This is a genomic window from Gemmata sp. SH-PL17 (genome assembly GCF_001610855.1).
Taxonomy (GTDB): domain Bacteria; phylum Planctomycetota; class Planctomycetia; order Gemmatales; family Gemmataceae; genus Gemmata; species Gemmata massiliana.
Genome location: NZ_CP011271.1, coordinates 8,148,016 through 8,164,171, shown reverse-complemented (window position 1 = coordinate 8,164,171; position 16,156 = coordinate 8,148,016). Strand labels below are relative to the sequence as shown.

The 16,156-nt window shown below is 63.4% G+C and carries 14 protein-coding genes; 7 read left to right on the top strand and 7 right to left on the bottom strand.

The annotated features are described in order from the left end of the window. The first annotated feature begins 45 nt into the window (after positions 1-45). The 3 genes from VT84_RS33995 to VT84_RS33985 all read left to right on the top strand — a co-directional run bounded on the left by VT84_RS33995 (position 46) and on the right by VT84_RS33985 (position 4,245). Positions 46-1,416 carry a DUF58 domain-containing protein gene (locus tag VT84_RS33995; RefSeq protein ID WP_082842667.1) on the top strand — a complete coding sequence of 457 codons (1,371 nt, stop codon included), beginning with the start codon at positions 46-48 and terminating at the stop codon, positions 1,414-1,416. Then, a complete protein-coding gene (locus tag VT84_RS33990) occupies positions 1,413-2,342 on the top strand; it encodes a UbiA family prenyltransferase (protein ID WP_082842666.1) in 930 nt (309 codons plus the stop codon). The genes VT84_RS33995 and VT84_RS33990 overlap by 4 nt, the downstream gene beginning before the upstream one ends. Before the next feature lie 205 nt (positions 2,343-2,547). After that, positions 2,548-4,245 (top strand): M2 family metallopeptidase, encoded by a 1,698-nt coding sequence (locus tag VT84_RS33985; protein WP_082842665.1) that lies wholly within the window; start codon positions 2,548-2,550, stop codon positions 4,243-4,245. Positions 4,246-4,281: 36 nt separating this feature from the next. Here the strand turns inward: VT84_RS33985 and VT84_RS33980 are convergent, their stop codons facing one another. The 4 genes from VT84_RS33980 to VT84_RS41860 are packed head-to-tail and all read right to left on the bottom strand — an operon-like array spanning position 4,282 to position 7,875. Continuing rightward, on the bottom strand, positions 4,282-5,592 hold the full coding sequence (locus tag VT84_RS33980) for a PQQ-binding-like beta-propeller repeat protein (protein ID WP_052550791.1): 1,311 nt from the start codon (positions 5,590-5,592) through the stop codon (positions 4,282-4,284). 21 nt (positions 5,593-5,613) lie between these two features. After that, positions 5,614-6,726 carry a hypothetical protein gene (locus VT84_RS33975; RefSeq protein ID WP_082842664.1) on the bottom strand — a complete coding sequence of 371 codons (1,113 nt, stop codon included), beginning with the start codon at positions 6,724-6,726 and terminating at the stop codon, positions 5,614-5,616. A 25-nt stretch (positions 6,727-6,751) separates the two neighbouring features. Further along, positions 6,752-7,264 (bottom strand): DUF1559 domain-containing protein, encoded by a 513-nt coding sequence (locus VT84_RS41865; RefSeq protein WP_162271943.1) that lies wholly within the window; start codon positions 7,262-7,264, stop codon positions 6,752-6,754. Continuing rightward, entirely contained in the window at positions 7,231-7,875 is a 645-nt protein-coding gene (locus VT84_RS41860) for a DUF1559 domain-containing protein (RefSeq protein ID WP_157470148.1), read from the bottom strand. Before VT84_RS41860 ends, VT84_RS41865 begins: the two co-directional genes overlap by 34 nt. A gap of 319 nt (positions 7,876-8,194) precedes the next feature. Between VT84_RS41860 and hemP the strand changes: the two genes are divergently transcribed. The 3 genes from hemP (at position 8,195) to VT84_RS41485 (ending at position 10,378) form a co-directional block, all read left to right on the top strand. Then, positions 8,195-8,368, top strand: a complete 174-nt coding sequence (gene hemP, locus VT84_RS33960; RefSeq protein WP_082842662.1) for a hemin uptake protein HemP — start codon at positions 8,195-8,197, stop codon at positions 8,366-8,368. A 712-nt stretch (positions 8,369-9,080) separates the two neighbouring features. Next, positions 9,081-9,605 carry a type 1 glutamine amidotransferase domain-containing protein gene (locus VT84_RS33955; RefSeq protein ID WP_082842661.1) on the top strand — a complete coding sequence of 175 codons (525 nt, stop codon included), beginning with the start codon at positions 9,081-9,083 and terminating at the stop codon, positions 9,603-9,605. Between the two features lie 77 nt (positions 9,606-9,682). Continuing rightward, complete coding sequence (locus tag VT84_RS41485; protein WP_239465553.1) at positions 9,683-10,378, top strand: hypothetical protein; 696 nt, start codon at positions 9,683-9,685, stop codon at positions 10,376-10,378. Positions 10,379-10,389: 11 nt separating this feature from the next. Here the strand turns inward: VT84_RS41485 and VT84_RS33945 are convergent, their stop codons facing one another. From VT84_RS33945 to VT84_RS33935, 3 genes are all read right to left on the bottom strand, one after another. Continuing rightward, complete coding sequence (locus tag VT84_RS33945) at positions 10,390-11,148, bottom strand: SgcJ/EcaC family oxidoreductase (protein ID WP_082842660.1); 759 nt, start codon at positions 11,146-11,148, stop codon at positions 10,390-10,392. A 208-nt stretch (positions 11,149-11,356) separates the two neighbouring features. Beyond that, positions 11,357-13,558: an SUMF1/EgtB/PvdO family nonheme iron enzyme gene (locus tag VT84_RS33940; RefSeq protein ID WP_082842659.1), complete on the bottom strand. Its 2,202-nt coding sequence runs from the start codon at positions 13,556-13,558 to the stop codon at positions 11,357-11,359. 139 nt (positions 13,559-13,697) lie between these two features. Beyond that, complete coding sequence (locus tag VT84_RS33935) at positions 13,698-15,317, bottom strand: TIGR02996 domain-containing protein (RefSeq protein WP_082842658.1); 1,620 nt, start codon at positions 15,315-15,317, stop codon at positions 13,698-13,700. Positions 15,318-15,953: 636 nt separating this feature from the next. Between VT84_RS33935 and VT84_RS42575 the strand changes: the two genes are divergently transcribed. After that, positions 15,954-16,154 carry a DUF1778 domain-containing protein gene (locus VT84_RS42575; RefSeq protein WP_082842657.1) on the top strand — a complete coding sequence of 67 codons (201 nt, stop codon included), beginning with the start codon at positions 15,954-15,956 and terminating at the stop codon, positions 16,152-16,154. Positions 16,155-16,156: the final 2 nt, after the last annotated feature.

Genomic DNA, 16,156 nt, shown 5'->3' with positions numbered 1-16,156 from the left:
CGCACTCGTTTTTCCTTTTCTCTTTTTCCTTTTGCCTTATTTAAGATGCGTTGGTTTCTCGTAATCGTCGCACTCATCGGCGCCGCGATCGCGCTCCAGGCGGGGTTGGTCGCGTTCGCGGGGTACGTGCTGCTCGGCGTGTACCTGCTGTCGCGCTACTTGGCCCGGAGATGGGTGCGCGACCTCGGCGCGACGCGCGAGTGCGACTCGGCCCCGCGCGAAGTGGGCGAAACGACCGAAGTGACGGTTACACTCACGAACACCGGGGCGATTCCGATCGCGTGGGTGCTGGTCGAGGATCTGCTACCGGACTTCGCGGTGAAGGCCCGCACGCCGCGTATTACGGTCAAAGGCAAGCGCGTTCACGTCGTGACCCTTCGCGGGAAGCAAACGAAGACGATCAAGTACAAGGTCACGTTCGCGATGCGCGGGTACTACCCGCTCGGGCCGACGCTGCTCGAAACGGGCGACGTATTCGGGCTGCACCGGCGCCACCGCGTGATCGGGAAGCCGATTTACGTGATGGTGTACCCCAAGGTCGTGGACCTGCCCAAGTACAACTTCGCGTCGGAGCGGCCAATTGGGGAAGTGCGACTCCAGAACCGGCTCTTTGAAGACCCGACTCGGACCGCGGGCGTGCGGCAATACGTCATGGGCGACCCGCTCCAGCGCGTCCACTGGAAGGTGACCGCGCGCACGGGCCAGCTCCACAGCCGCATTTACGAACCCACCACGCTCGCCGGCGCAACGATCCTCGTCGACTTCCACCAGGACGGTTACCACAAGCGCGGCGAACCGCACCGCTCGGACCTCGTGGTCACTACGGCCGTGAGCATCGCCTACGCGGTCTCGGTGCTGAACGTGCAAGTCGGGTTCGCGAGCAACGGGCGCGACGCCGCCGATCGCATCCGGGAAGAGTCGCTCGCCGCGGAATCGCCCGAAGCGCAAGTCGAGGGGCACGCGACGCGCGACGAGGCCCGGGACCGGTTCGCACTAAACGAAGAGAGCGACCGCATTCGGCCGGTCGTGGTGGACACGCGGCGCGGGTTCGATCAGTTCCAGCAGATCCGCGAAGCGCTCGCGCGGCTCGAGTTCACGGACGCCTTCACCTTCGCGCAACTCGCGTTAGAAATGGCCGCGCGCATGCCCCGCGACGCGACGGTGATTGCCGTACTTCCGCGGGTGCCGGTCGAAACGGCGATCGCGCTCGGCACGCTGCGGAGGCAGGGGTTCGCGGTGAGTGTGATCCTCATCGGGCTGGACGAGAATCACAAACTCGAAGCGCACGGGCGCCTGCTCGCCGAAACGGTTCGCGACATCCGGTACGCGAACACCGTGGAGGAACTGGCGACCCTCGGCGCGAACACGGCCACTCACAGTCCGGCCGCGTACACGGTCGATATACCACTTTCATGAACCGCGACCGACTGCTCGCCTTTGCTCAGCTCCTCCGCATCCCGAACGTGTTTACCGCGTTCGCCGATATCGCGCTCGGCGCCTGCGTCGGCGCGGCCCTGCTCCCTTCAGCGCCGATCCAGTTTTGGGGCGCGTACCTCATCCTCGCGCTCGCGTCGGGGTGCTTGTACCTCGCCGGGATGGTCTGGAACGACTTCTTCGATTTCGCCGAAGACAAAAAGGCGCGCCCGTTCCGGCCGCTCCCGTCCGGGCGAGTGAATCGGGGAACTGCGGTCGCTCTCGGCGTGCTGCTGTTCGCGGCCGGGGTCGCACTCGCTGGAGCGGCCGGGTTCGTGGCGCAAGCGGAGTGGACCCACGAGCCACTGGTGTTCGCGCTGGGGCTAATCGCGGCGGTGCTCATTTACGACGGCGGGGCGAAGCGCACACCCTTCGGCCCGGTCGCGATGGCCGCGTGCCGGTTCCTGAACGTGTTGTTCGCGCTGTCACTCGTCCCCGATTCCGCACTCGAAATCGAAAAGCGCATCCACCTCGCGGGCGTCGTGGGCGTGTACATCGTGGGCGTGACGTGGTTCGCCCGCACCGAAGAGAGCAAGAGCCGCCAGCGAGACCTCGCTCTCGCGGCCGGCGTCATCGGGCTCGCGCTGTTCCTCGCGCTGCTGCTCCGGGTGAAACTCGGGAGCGCGTTGGGCACGTTCGCGTTCCCGTACCTGTTGGTCGGGTTCGGGTTCCTGGTGGGTCTGCCCGTTTCGCGCGCGATCGCCGACCCGGGACCGCGCAACGTGCAAGCCGCCGTCAAGCGGTGCGTCCTCGGGCTGGTGTTCCTCGACGCGGTACTCGCGACGATGTTCGTCGGGCTGCCCGGGCTGCTCGTGCTTTTGTTGTTGCCCCCCGCGCTCTGGCTCGGAAAATGGGTCTACTCGACCTGAGTAAAATGCCGGGCGAAGAAGAACCGCAGATCACGCAGAGAACGCAGATCGAACACAACGAGGCATTGGGACGAAACAACGGAAGTCGTGAAGGACGCGCCCATCTTATTCTGTCCGACGCGAGTTCTCCGCTTTTTGCATTGATCTGCGTTCTCTGCGTGATCTGCGGTTCTTCTGTATTCAACCTCAAACACCCAACACCACCATGCAAGACCGTCGCACGTTCCTGCTCACCGGAGGCGCTACCGTGGCCGCTACACTGATCCCCGACGCGCTCTCGGGCGCGGACGGCAACGACGAAGCCGCGGCTGTTATCAAGGCCCACGTCACGAAGTTGCAGCCCCTGGAGGTCGCGAGCGGGATCGCGTGGTGGACCGCCAACACCACCGGCAAGGACGAGGACTTCCAGAAGAAGGAAGAGGCGCAGAACAAGATCGACGCGGCGCTCTCCGACAAGAAGATGTTCGACCGCGTGAAGGCTCTCAAAGCCGCGGCCGATAAGGGCGGCATCAAGGACGCACTGACCGCGCGCCAGATCCAACTGCTGTACCTGCAGTACCTCGAAAAGCAGGTCGCACCGGAACTGCTCAAGAAGATCACCGCGAAGGCGAATGCCGTCGAGCAGGCGTTCAACGTGTTCCGCGCGAAGGTGGACGGGCAGGAGATCCCGGACAGCAAGGTGCGCAGCACGCTCAAGGAATCCACCGATTCGACGCTGCGTCAGAAAGTGTGGGAAGCGAGCAAGGGCGTCGGCGCCGCGGTCGAGGCGGACCTCGCCGAGTTGGTGAAGCTCCGCAACGAAGCGGCCACGCAGCTCGGGTTCAAGAACTTCCACGCGCTGCAACTCACGCTCAACGAGCAGGACGGCACGGAACTCATCAAGCTGTTCGACGACCTCGACAAACTCACGAAGGAGCCGTTCACGAAGTCGAAGGCCGAAATCGACGAGCGGCTCGCGAAGAAGCTCAATGTGGCAGTCACCGACCTACAGCCGTGGTCGTATTTTGATCCCTTCTTTCAAGAATCGCCCGCGGTCTTCGACGCGAACCTGGACGCGCCGTACACGAAGGCCGACCTGCTCAAGCTCTGCCGCGACTTCTACGCGGGCATCGGGCTGCCCATCGACGACGTGATCGCGCGGAGCGACCTGTACGAGAAGAAGGGCAAGTCGCCGCACGCCTTCTGCACCGACATCGACCGCGAGGGCGACGTGCGCGTGCTCGCGAACATCGTCCCCAACGAGTACTGGATGGGCACGATGCTCCACGAACTGGGGCACTCGGTGTACTCGTCGAAGAACATCCCGCAGACGGTGCCGTACCTGCTGCGGGCCGAAGCCCACATCCTCGCGACCGAGGGCGTCGCGATGCAGTTCGAGCGGTTCAGCAAGTCGCGCGCGTGGCTCGAAAAGATGGGCGTGAAAGTGGACGCGCCGGCCGAATTCGACGAAGCCGCCAAGAAGGTGCAGCGGAACCAACTGCTCATCTTCAGCCGGTGGTGCCAGGTGATGCTGCGGTTCGAGAAGGCCATGTACGAAGACCCCAAGCAGAACCTCAACAAGCTCTGGTGGGATCTGGTGGAGCAGTACCAACAGGTGAAGAAGCCGAAGGACCGCAACGCGCCGGACTACGCGAGCAAGATCCACATTTGCAGCGCCCCGGTGTACTACCACAACTACATGATGGGCCAGTTGTTCGCCTCGCAGGTCCACCACGCGCTCTCGAAGGCCGTGTTCAACGCGGACCCGAAGACCACCATCTACATCGGTGAGAAGAAGGTGGGCGGGTTCATGAAGGAGAAGGTGTTCGAGCCGGGCCGCACGAAGACGTGGAAGGAACTGGCCAAGTTCGCGACCGGGGAAGAACTCAGCCCGGCCGCGTTCGCGAAAGACTTCGAGGGGTAGTGCGGGCGCGCCTCTCGACGCACCCGCGCGGGAGGCTTACTTTCCGACGCGGAACAACTGTGTACCGGTGCGAACGAAGAACGCGCCGTCGACCGCAGCGACCCCGTACACGATGGGGTCGAGGTACTCGCCCGGGGTGTCCTTCTTCTCCGGAGCACCCGCGGCGGCTTTGGGCTTCGGCTTCGGTTCCCACAGCTTGTTCGACGCGACCAGATCGAACTCCGAACCCGCCTTGAGCACGCTGGTCGTGCCGTCTTTGCCGAAGAAGTAAACGTACTTGCCTGCGCCCAGCGGCGACGCCCAGCACGCCCCGTCGATCCGCTCGGAGAACAGCTCCTTACCGGTCTTCAGGTCGTGCGCGTACACCACGCCCACCTGATTCACGAAGTACGCGACGCCCTCGTAACCGAGCGGGGTGGCGTAGTTGGAGATCCCGACCTTCGCGGTCCAGGCGGTCTCGAACCCGGGCTTGCCGTCCTTCGCGACGAGCTTCAGGCACCCGTTGCCCTTCGCGCCCGCGGGCGGGTCGTCCTTGGAACGGCTGGCACCGCCCCCGAACAGCACCCGGTCACCGACCACCGACGCCGACGGCAGCGTGTTCCCGACCACGTTGTCGAGCTTCCACAGTTCTTTGCCCATATCGGCCGCGTAGCCGATCACGGTGCCGGCGCTGCTGGCGATCACTTCCTGCTTGCCGTCACGGGTCGCGATCACGGGCGAGGTCCACGCGCCCTTCTGCTCGCGCTCCGTCTTCCACTTGTTCTTGCCGGTCGCCTTATCGACCGCGAGCAGGTACGACGGCCCGCGGTGATCGATCAGAATGTAAATCGCGTCAGCGGTTTGGGCCGGCGAGCTGCCGACCCCGTGACCGCCCTGGAACTCGCCGTACTCCTTCGAGAGCGACCGCTCCCAGCGCACCTTGCCCGCGTGCGTGAGGGCAATCAGGTTACCGCCCTCGAAGAAGCAGTACAGCCCGTCCGCGTCGACGCACGGGGTCGGGGCCGCGCGGCTAATGGTGAAGCCCCACTTCGCCTTCTGCGTCGGCTCGAACGTGTGGCGCCACTTCTCCTTACCGGTCTTCGCATCAAGGGCGACGACGAACCCCTTCTCGCGCTGGTCCCCTTCGACGGCCGTGAGGTACACTGTGCCGCCCCACACCACTGGCGACGACTGCCCGTATCCCGGAAGGTCCGCCTTCCACGCGACGCCGTCCTTCGGCGACCACTGGGTCGGGTAATCGCCTTTAGCCGCACCGTCGCCGGTGCCGCGGAAGCTGGGCCAGGCATCGGCCGCGGTCGCGGAGGTACCCGCGACCGCCAGCCCCAAGAGCGCGAGAATCGTTCGCATTACTATCCTCAAAAACCTTCGTTAACGGGGCGAAAGGACGTCGTGCATCCCAAGTCCGAGTGCGGTGGCGACCCCGACACTAAACAGCAGAACGACGAACCCGAGTTTGCGCGTGGCCTTGAGCTGCCACCACATGAAGATACCGGACACGCCCCAAAACACCATGACGAAGGCCATCGCGTCGACGATGACCGCCCAGAACCACTTCGCGTTCTGCCCCCCGGGGAACCCGTGCGTGAGGTGCAGGCGCGTGAGGAACCGGCGCGTCGAGAGTTCGTCGGCCGGCGGAGCCGCGTCGGTGGACGCGCCGCTCACAGTGCCCTCCATCGCGTTGTAGCTCACGCGCCAGGTCTTCGTGCCGTCGGACATCAGGAAGCTGAGATCCGGCACGCTGCTCACCTTAACTTCACCGCCCTGGAAACCAGTGCGTTCCAGAACGACGGGCACGGCCGCCTTCACGCGCTCGTGCATCGGGTCGGGCAGCGCGAGCGGGCCGGTCATGGGCGCAGCGGCCGCGGGCGCGTCGGACTTCTCTCCGCCCTTCGGAGCGGGCCGCTCTCCCCGACCACCACCGCCGCCACCGCCCCGATTACCACCACCTTTGGTGGCGCCGCCCTTGGCGCTACCAATGGCGAACGGCGCTTTCTCTTCGACCTTTGCGGCCACCGGAGCCGGGCGCGAGCGCACCGTGCCCCCCGGGTTGGTCACGTCGAAAAGGACGCTCACCTCGCGGTCATCGACCTTCACCGTGGCGAACGCGAAATCGCGCGTGTACTTCACCTTCTCCGGCTCTACGAGCGCGTAGGGCTTCCCCTCTTTGGCGCGCTCGTTGAGGGCCTGAACCACCTGTTCGGCGATCGCGCTCGGGGCCGGCAGCGATTCCATCGGCGTGTCACGGATCTCGCTCGCACCGAACGAGACGAACGGTGCGTCGCTGAACGCCGTGGGGTGGTTGAACAGGAACCCGGTGGCCCCGTACAGGATCACCCAAGGCAACAGGAACAGCCCGAAATACAAGTGCCCCCGGCGCACCAGGTGCATGGCCCGTTTGCGCATCGGGCGCCGGGCCACGCGCGGGACCGGCGTGCGGGCCGCAGCCGGGGCCAACTGCTCGGTCGGTTCAGCAACGCTCATCGTCGTCTCCCTGGGTTCCCCGAATTTAGTAGTCGCCGCCGATCACTTCGCCACCGTTCCGGCTCCCGAGCGCGCGGTACGTGGTCATGTCGATGGAGTCGCGGACGAACTTGACCGACCCGTCCCCGAACACGAAATTGCACCCGCCGGTGTGTGAGCTATTAAAGGCCGAGAGCGCCGTGTTCCGGTACCACGCGGTCGCGTCGTTGGTGCTCAACCCGCCCGCGGTCGCGGACGCGGTGCCCGCCTTGGCGTTCACCGTGGCGCTCTTGCCCACGAGGGTCCGGGTGTTCATCGGGGTCATCGTGACGCCGTCGCTGGTGTCGGCCCCGGGGTGCGGGAACGCATAGTTCGTGTTGCCCGTGTACGGCCGGCCGGTCAGGTCCGAGCCGTCGAAGTTGCTCGTCCCGCTCACCCACGTGCTCCCGAGCACCCGGTAGTGCTTCTCGCCCACCAGGAACGTGTTGGACAGCCCGTCCGTCACGCTCGCCAGGTTGATTTTTGTTACGGTCCCCAGGACGGTCGTCGGCGAGCCCACGGGGGCGGCTGGAAGGCGGAGGCCATCATGCCGTCGTCCGCGGTCCAGCGGAGCTTCGGCGAGGTGACCACGGTCCCGCTGGCGTCGGTGGCGTACTGGAAGTTCCCGCGCGACGCGGCGTAGCTGCAGTACGCCCCGTACCCGGTCGCGGTGGGCGCGGGCATCCCCGGGCACAGGTACGTCGGGATCGGGTTCTTCGTGAGATCGAAGTTGGTCGGCCCGCCGGCGACGAGCGGGGTCGTCTTGTCGGTGGCTCCCTTGGCCGGGTTGTACTGCTTGGCGATGTTGTCCTGCTCCAGGTACGGGAGCAGGTACAGGAACCCGCTGTGGTGCTTGGACGGGGCTTCGGGCGGTAAGGCGTTGGACGTCGAGCCGCCCTCGTCGTGCCCGTTCGGGGCGTAACTGAACGGGGGCAGTTTCTCTACCGCCCCGTGGTAGTTGTGAACGGCAAGCCCGATCTGCTTGAGGTTGTTGGCGCACTTCATCCGAGCGGCCGCTTCGCGGACCTTTTGCACCGCGGGCAGGAGCAGCCCGATCAGGATCGCAATGATCGCGATCACGACCAGCAATTCGATCAACGTAAATGCGCGGCGGAACTGGTTCGGATTCACGGTGCACTCCGGGAAAATCTGTGGAGAGGAGCTGCGTTGCGGAGCGCGGTGGGCGCGAAGCGGGTCAGGGCGCGTCCCGAGCAATAGCGGAGCAAGCTCCCGCGAGAACGACCCGAGGCAACTCAGGCGGTTCTCATTGCGGGCATTGTTGAGACAAATTCTCAACAAGATGGCTTTACATTACGGCCGGATTAGATACTGTCAACATCCGAAGCAAAAAAGATCGCACTGAATCACTGCGAGTTTGCTCGCGGGCGGAATTCGGTGCGGCAGAAGCCTTTGAAATTGCGTCTCAGTACCGCAATTGAAAGGTGCCGCCATGAGCGACACGGAACTGGAAGAAGACCGCGACGAGGCCCCGGATGTTGGCCCGGACCGAACCATCAAGGCGGACGAACTGTTCGCCGGCAAGCGCGAGGTGTGGATCGACCTCGACGGGGTGCGATATCGTTTGCGCATCACCCGGCGCGGGAAGCTGATTTTGCAGAAGTGAAGACGGGAGAAAGAGAAAGGCAAAAAAGGACGCAAAAGTGAATCGCATAAAAGCAAAACAATAAAGCGCAGTTCTCGCCTAGTCGAGAACGCGCCTACATTACTCAAAGTCTTGCTCTGTTGAATTCCTTGGTCGAGTAGCGGCATCCGAAGTTGTATGAAGCCATTACACCCCGTGACCGAGTCCCCCGCGAGCCGTCGCTCGGGAAACTCTGCGCCTGGCCCGCGCAGCCCTTCCGGCGTACTCGTCGAAGCTCCGCCGTGTGGAACAACGTGGACCGGATGAAGTACCCGGAGTACCGCAAGGCCGGTCTTCCGGTCACCCGTTCGTGGGTCGAGTCGCTGGTCAAAGAGATCAACTACCGGGTCAAAGGCACCGAGACGTTCTGGAACGAGCCACGGGGCCGAGAGCGTGTTGGCCGTCCGAGTGGCCGTGCTCAGCGACGACGAGCGGCTCACCAAACACTTCGCCGCAAGGCCCGGGCCCCATTCCAGCGCCGAACCACAGCCGCATAACTCACAAACCCGGTCCTGCACCCCTGAGATTAGGGCGTCTGTGAAATACGCAGCGCGATTTCGGGCGCCGGTTCGGGAAGCGTTCGCGCTCCGGTTTCCGGTTCACTCTTCGGCGCTGTTTTTGCAAGGCGAACCGAAACCCCGTTCGTCCGCTGACCAATACACTTCTCATCGCCCACCTCTTTACGGAGCATCCCATGAACCTCGCGGGTAAGCGCGTCGCGGTGTTAGTCGAACAGCAATACCAAGAAATGGAAGTGTGGTATCCGGTGTACCGGCTGCGCGAGGCCGGGTGCGAGGTGGTGCTCGTCGGCCCCGAAGCCGGGAAGACGTACCCGAGCAAACTCGGCTACCCGGCAAAAGCGGATGCCTCCGCCAAGGACACCAGCGCCGATCGGTTCCACGCGATCGTGATCCCCGGCGGCTTCGCGCCCGACTACATCCGCCGGAGCGAACCGATGCTCAAGCTCGTGCGCGACCTGTCCGCGCAGGGCAAGCCGGTCGCGGCCATTTGTCACGGCCCCTGGGTGTTGTGCAGCACGACCGCGCTGAAGGGCAAAAAGGTGACGTGCTTCCACTCCATCAAGGACGACGTGACCAACGCGGGCGGAACTTACGTCGATCAGGAAGTGGTGATCGACGGGAACGTCATCACGAGCCGCACACCGGACGACCTGCCCGCGTTCGTGGTCGCGATCATCGAACAGATGCAGAAGGGGTAAACACGTCGGCTCAGAGTTTCGAGCCGACTCGCACTCGCCTCTGGCTGCGTAAGTCGCGCTAAGACTCCGGAGGGCCAATGATGACCGAAACGGAGTGGTTGAACGCCACTACTTTCAACGGCTTAGTCGATCGCATTCGCATCACAGCAAGCGAGCGCAAGTTGCGTCTCTTAGGGTGTGCTTGCTGCTGGCGCCTCCGCGACGATTTGCCTTACGGGTGTGCCGAAAGGATTGTGGCTGCAGAACAGTTTGCGGACGGGATCATTTCCGAACCGGAATACTTGGCACGCTTTACCGTGGCAAGTCAGATGAGGAACGAACCAGGATCGGTTCGAGGTGCGGCACGGTTGGCTGTGAATTCACTTCACGACTCAAGCGCGACTGGTGTGATGCAAACGAGCCTGTCTACTGCCAGTGTTCGGGCGCTGGTTCACTGCAAATGGCAATTCGGTAAGAGCTACCATCTTGGACAACACACCATCCGGTTTGGAAATCTCGTTGCGCGCGAACAATCGCAACAATGTGCTCTTCTCCGTGACATCTTTGGTAACCCATTTCGCGCTACCCCCTTTTCCTCGTTGTGGCTTACCAGCGCGGCGGCGTCCCTCGCGGCGCAGATGTACGAATCAAAAGACTTCTCTGCGATGCCCATTTTGGGTGACGCGCTTCAAGATGCCGCGTGCGACAACGCCGACATCCTGAGCCACTGTCGCGAATCGGGAGTACATGTTCGTGGGTGTTGGGTCGTGGACTTGGTGTTGGGCAAAGAGTAGCCACCTCCTACTTACTGACACTCGCCGAACACCAATACGTGGCCGCCCGGGTCGGTGACGGCGAACTCGCGGCAACCGTACTGCCGCTGGTGTATCGGTCCCACTTCCGGAACCTTCGCGCCCACCGCGTCGCGGATCGCGCCGATGTCAAGCACTCGAATGTAGGCACTCATCCCCGAACCAATCGCATCAGGCACATGAATGCCCGCAGCGACTTTCTGCAATATCAGCTCGGCTCCGTCGCGATGGAGGATGGCGAATACGGGTTCGCCGGATGGACTGAACGGATCTGCTGAAAACCCGAGCACATCCCGATACCAATCGATCGATGCCGTCACGCTCTTCACCTGCAACACCGGCACCGTAGTACGAATTCCGCGGCGCACGGGTTTTGGTGTTAATAAGTTGGCGTCGCGGGTCAGGAGCCAGCGCCCGTCGGACTGCTTGCGGAACACCGACATCGTGTACCCGGACATCCGCTTTGGTTCGCTGCCTTGCGGTGTCACCGTGATCTGTAACCGGGTTCGGGTGTACGCCGTGTCGCCCGTGATCGATACTTCCAGCACCTCATTCGTGCCCTCGAACCGGACCCGCCCCGCCGCAGCGCGCGAGGCCGCGGCAAACGCTTCCTTGCCGAACGGTGGTTGGCTCGCGGTCACGAAAATTACGTCGTCGGACATGAGCGAAAGCACGCGGTCCAGATCGCCCTCCGCGGAAGCGCGGACCCAAGTCTGGATCACGTCACGAATCGCCCGTTCGTCGCCGCTCATTGTTCTCCCCTACCGCGCGTGTTGTAACGAAGTTGGGTAGGGCACTTGTGGTGATGAGAAAATGCAAGGTCAGCAACGAACCGCACCTGCAAAGGTGTGCGAGCGCGACCCGAACGGTCGGTGTAGGCGTGTGACTTCCTTCGTGGCTGTCGGATTCGGAAGTTCATCAATAAACGGCAGCGCCCAGCCCTTGTGAATGCGGCACTAATCACCCGATTTCCATCACGACACGGAACCCGATCATCTCGGATGGCGATTCCGGGGCGTGTCCGCGGCGCGCGGCGCTGCGGCACTCCACAATAGGTAAGCCCCAGCACCCGCCGCGGATCACGCGCATCTGCCCGCGCTTCGGGCCGGGCGGGTCTTCGAGCGGGCTGTCGAAGTAGTAATATTCGTCGAACCAGTCGTTCACCCACTCCTGCACGTTTCCGTGCATGTCCTGCAGCCCGAATGCGTTCGCGGGGAACTGCGCGACCGGTCCCGAGCTTTTGCCGGACTGCTTGTGACCCGACGTTGAGTACAGCGCGTCGCGCGGTGTGAGCCGGTCCCCACAGGAGAAATCGGTAGAACTCCCGGCCCGGCACGCATACTCCCATTCGGCCTCCGTCGGGAGCCGGTAGCTGCGCCGGTGGACCTCTTCTTCGGGCATGCGCGCGAGCTTGTCGCAGAACCGGAACGCCTGGTCCCAGGTGAGGTGCTCCACCGGGTGGTCAAGACCGCCCCCGCGCGAGCGGCTGAACTTACTCGGGTTCTTGCCCTTCACGGCTTCGTACTGCGCTTGCGTCACCGGTACGACGGACATGTAGAACGGGCGCGTGATCTTGACCGTGTGAACCGGGCCTTCGTAGGTACGGCCGGACGTGTCGTCGCCCATCCGGAACGTGCCCGCCGGGACGCGCACGAACGTCATACCGATGGAGTTCTTCATCAACCGAATCACGCCGGTCGTGGACGTGCCCGGGCCGCCGCTGGTGAGTGGCCCGCCGCCCGCGGCTGCGAGCATCGCGGCCGCCGCGCCCGCGGCGGCTTCGGCGCTGTACTCGCGCCCGCGCGCGGTCGTGACCGCCACGTGCAGGGACGAACCGGAGTTCTTCAGCGAGATCAGCTTGGACCCGTCCTGGCCCGCCGGGTCGGGTGGCGCGACCGTCACGTTGGCGAGTGCCTCAACTAGCGCCGCGGCGCTCTTGGGGCGTTTGTCGGGGCGCGTACAGAGACACGACTGGAGCACGCTGGCCTGCGAATCCGTGAACCCGGCGTGGCGCAGTTCTTCGATCCATTCCGCGCCGAACGGCGCCGGAGCAGAGGGATCGCGTTTGAGCAACTGGTACCAGATCACACCGATCGCGTGAACGTCGTCGGTCGGTGCGGGTAGTTCTTTCTTCACTTGTTGCGGGCACGCATACAGGCTCGTGGCCGCGCCGCGGTGAGCGAGCCGCAGTTGCTCCCCGCGGGGGCCACCCTTCGCGAGTTCGAGCGCGCGAATGCTCTCGATCTGTCCCCAGCCGTAGTCGCTCACCCACATGGTGAACTTGCCGCCCTCGGTCGGGTGCAGCAGCACGTTGCTCGGCTTCAGGTCGCGGTGAATTACGCCCTTCTCTTGCGCTTTGGCGACGATCGCCGCGAGGCGCCGAACCAGCTTGAGCGCGGCCTCGGGTTTGGCGCTGTCGTAGCGCCACTTCCACTCGAACATCAGCCCGGCGAGATCGTAACCGTCCACGAACGGGGCTTCGAGGCACGGCGGGTCCGTTTCCAGGTACACGCCGCGCAGCGGGAGCACGCCGGACACGTTGTTCAGATCAAACACGTCGGTGAACAGATCGGTGTTGGCCTTCACCCGCTCGCACGATTCGCTGTCGATTACGAACTTGAGCGCGACGGGCCGGGCCTCGCTCTGGTTCGGATCTTCGCCGCGCCACACTTCGGAGTTCTGGCCCAGCCCGCGCAGCTCGGTGAGGGTCCAGTCGTCCAGACCGGTGGGTTTGTCGCCGGGGCGGAACCGCGGGATGCGCGGCGGTAGGAACACCGCGAACTCTTCCGACTTGAGCAGTTCAAACTGCTCCGGCACCGTGTGCCCTTCGGGGTCCGAGGGGCGCCGGAGGCTCTGGCGCACCGAAACTGGTAACGCGCGGAGGTAGTCGGCGAGTTCGGTCTTGGGAACCGAGTGCGTGGTCGCGAGTTCGGCGATGAGTTCGCCCACGCGCCGCTCGTACTCGTCCGGGTCTACGGCCGCGCAATCGGCGATGGCCGTGCGCAGATCCTTACCGGGCAGCTTCTTGTGCGCGTAGTCGAACGCGGCGCGCGCGACCTCGGGGAGCACATCGGCGAAGGGCCACAGGCCCTGGAGTGCCTTGCGACCCTTTTCGCAGAGCGCTTGACCGACGCATTCGAGCAGAGCTTGCAAACGCGGCATGGCGACGCCTCCGGGCGGAGAGTTTTGCCGGCGTCAAACGTAAGTGATGCTACGAGTGTAAACGAATCAAACTTAATTCACAAGCCTATACGCGATCCGCTCGCGGTGCACTCACGGCCCGAGGGCAAGACGACGCGCTCTACTCGCTCTCACGGGGCGGAGGCGCTTCGAGTGTGAGTCGCGCCCCGAATCGCCGTCGAAGGCGATCGAGCGCGGCTGGCTCGGCCTCGCCCTCCATTACAGACAGCAGGTCCAACTCTGCGAGGTACGAGGAACGCGCGAGCGCGTCCGCGGTGGTGGTGCTAAGTGGCACGTTCAATCGCAACTCGCGGAACTGAGCGGCTTGTGGCGACGCCGCGAGTTGGGCGAGGAATTCTGGGGCCGGCTTTCTGTCACCAACGGAGAGTGAAATGAGACGCGGGAATCGCTCGACGCGCGACAGGAACTCTTTCAGTGCGTCGTCAGGGATCGGGTTGTTAAGCACATTCAGGCTCTCCAGGTGCGGCCACCCATCGGGCACATCGAGTAAGTCGCTCAGGTGCTCGCCCGTAAGTGATCCGCGGGGTATTTCGAGCACGCGGAGCACACCCGGCAATCGGGAACGAACCAGTTCGTTTATTTCTGCTCCGCCGACTCGCTTGGATTTCAGAACGCGCACCTCACTTAACCAGTCGGTCGCCAGAAATCCCGCACGCACTTCCATGCCCTTCTGATACCCTGTGCGGTTGCGCCCCGGCAGAGTCACTCGAATCGGCCGAACCGCGGTGCGGGTGGCCAATTCTTTGAGAACCAGCCCCTCGAAATCACACGCGCTCAGATCCAAATCGTGTACGGCGTCGAACCAGCCGGATCGCACTCCCGCGGTGACTTGCGCGGCGTTCTCTGGCGCGATTTGTCCGTAAGGGCCGAGGTAACCGCGTAGGAACAGGCGCTGGAGCCGGGGGTTCCAGTCGGAACCGCGTGTGAGACGATCGGTCAGCCCCTCGAACACGTCCCCATCCATCGCCAGGCCGCGTAACCCGAATAGCCAACTGCTCTGGTCGAGTTCGCGAATAGCATCGGGCGGCTGGCGCGGCCCCGGATCTCCGCAATCGCTCCAGATCTGAAACGTTTCTAGTGCTGCAAATTGTGGAGCGTTGAGGAGCGCGTAAAACGGGTCTACGGCAATAACTTCTGAGTAAACACCCAGGTGCCGGACTCGTTCCATGCGGCGCGCGGACACCAGGGCTTCCAGCCCTTCTCGTTCCTGTCCCCACAAGGAGATGCTTAACTCACGGAGTGGGTTCAAGTGGGAGCCGTCGGCGAGCGCGGCCCGGGCCAGCTCGTAGTCCAAGTGAAAACCGGCACTTTCAATTGGGAAGCGAGCGAACAGTTCGTGCCCCGACTGGGCAAACCATTCCGGCAGCGCGGACACAACACTTGAGAACCCGCGCCGGAACCCCGAGTGCGAGCCGCGCCCCCAGTGCGTCAGGAATGCCCCCGGCTGATTCAAAAGGTCCGCGTTCAATTGGCGAAGTGGGTCCAACCATTCCGGATGCTCGGCGATCAACCTCCGACACCGCACATCGGCCGCGGTGTACCCGTCGTCCCATTCGTTCATGAGAGCGAGCCGGCACTGGAGCCGGATGAACTCGGCGCGGTGGTGATCGCCCTGTTCGTCGAGGTAGTCCGCGAAAACGAGACGCGGCGTATCTTCGTCGGGGTGCGCGAGGATCGCCGCATAGAGGGCGTCGCGCGTCGCATCGGCTGCGGTGCTCATGCTTCAGTGCCCGGAGTAGTCGGTTGAACCGGGAGTTTCAGACACACGTCTGTATGTCGCTAACATTTGCTAACATTCTCGGGTGCGAGGACCGCAGGGATCGCGTGTTGGCCCTCGCTAACTACTGATATTTCAAGCTCTTCAGCGCCACGGCACGCATTCGCTCCGTCGCACTGGCTGCTAACAAACGCCTCAACGGGAACAATGCCGTGGTGAGCGGTGCATCTACTTTCGCTGATTCTGACATCATCCGCGTGTGCCGGGAACAATTCATCCCGATAACCGACGACGGCTGGCACCAGTGCCGACGCAAAGGCAAGGGAAGCAACACACCAAGGGCGGCTCATCATTTACGACTGATGGCACCACGATCAACGCGATCGGAATATAGACGCAACCGAGAAGGGTATTTGAGGCTGAAGTGAACCGGTCCAGGGTAACCGTGTCACATTTCGGGAAGGCGGCGAAAGACGATCTGGTGTAGGTCGGGCTGTGCCCGACACAACCTTCTAACGGCAACCGGCCGGAAACATAGTCACTGACGTCGGGCTGTGCCCGACCTACGAATACCGGGTTTAGCTCGTGGTCCCAAATCCACAGTCGCGATCAGCCAAGTGTGTTTCAATAGAAGATCAGATGGCACCCCAATCGCAAACTCAAGCGTCAGAAAACGTCGGCGAGGTTGGTCGTATACCGACGTCAGTAACTTCGCTGTCAAAGGCAGATTGGTCGTTGTTTTTGTCGCTTCTGGACAATCCTCCACCGCCAAACGCTTCCCTTAAGAAAGCGTTTGCTCGGCGGAAGCAGCGGCTTAAGTCAAAGCCTTCAGCGGAGTGACA

Coding starts and splice junctions, on each gene's coding strand:
- VT84_RS33945 (WP_082842660.1), bottom strand. CDS start 11,148: ATGAGCGGCGACGAACGGGCGATTCGTGACGTGATCCAGACTTGGGTC.
- VT84_RS33980 (WP_052550791.1), bottom strand. CDS start 5,592: ATGCGAACGATTCTCGCGCTCTTGGGGCTGGCGGTCGCGGGTACCTCC.
- VT84_RS41485 (WP_239465553.1), top strand. CDS start 9,683: ATGATGACCGAAACGGAGTGGTTGAACGCCACTACTTTCAACGGCTTA.
- VT84_RS33995 (WP_082842667.1), top strand. CDS start 46: ATGCGTTGGTTTCTCGTAATCGTCGCACTCATCGGCGCCGCGATCGCG.
- VT84_RS42575 (WP_082842657.1), top strand. CDS start 15,954: ATGGCACCCCAATCGCAAACTCAAGCGTCAGAAAACGTCGGCGAGGTT.
- VT84_RS33955 (WP_082842661.1), top strand. CDS start 9,081: ATGAACCTCGCGGGTAAGCGCGTCGCGGTGTTAGTCGAACAGCAATAC.
- VT84_RS33940 (WP_082842659.1), bottom strand. CDS start 13,558: ATGCCGCGTTTGCAAGCTCTGCTCGAATGCGTCGGTCAAGCGCTCTGC.
- VT84_RS33985 (WP_082842665.1), top strand. CDS start 2,548: ATGCAAGACCGTCGCACGTTCCTGCTCACCGGAGGCGCTACCGTGGCC.
- hemP (WP_082842662.1), top strand. CDS start 8,195: ATGAGCGACACGGAACTGGAAGAAGACCGCGACGAGGCCCCGGATGTT.
- VT84_RS33975 (WP_082842664.1), bottom strand. CDS start 6,726: ATGAGCGTTGCTGAACCGACCGAGCAGTTGGCCCCGGCTGCGGCCCGC.
- VT84_RS33990 (WP_082842666.1), top strand. CDS start 1,413: ATGAACCGCGACCGACTGCTCGCCTTTGCTCAGCTCCTCCGCATCCCG.
- VT84_RS33935 (WP_082842658.1), bottom strand. CDS start 15,317: ATGAGCACCGCAGCCGATGCGACGCGCGACGCCCTCTATGCGGCGATC.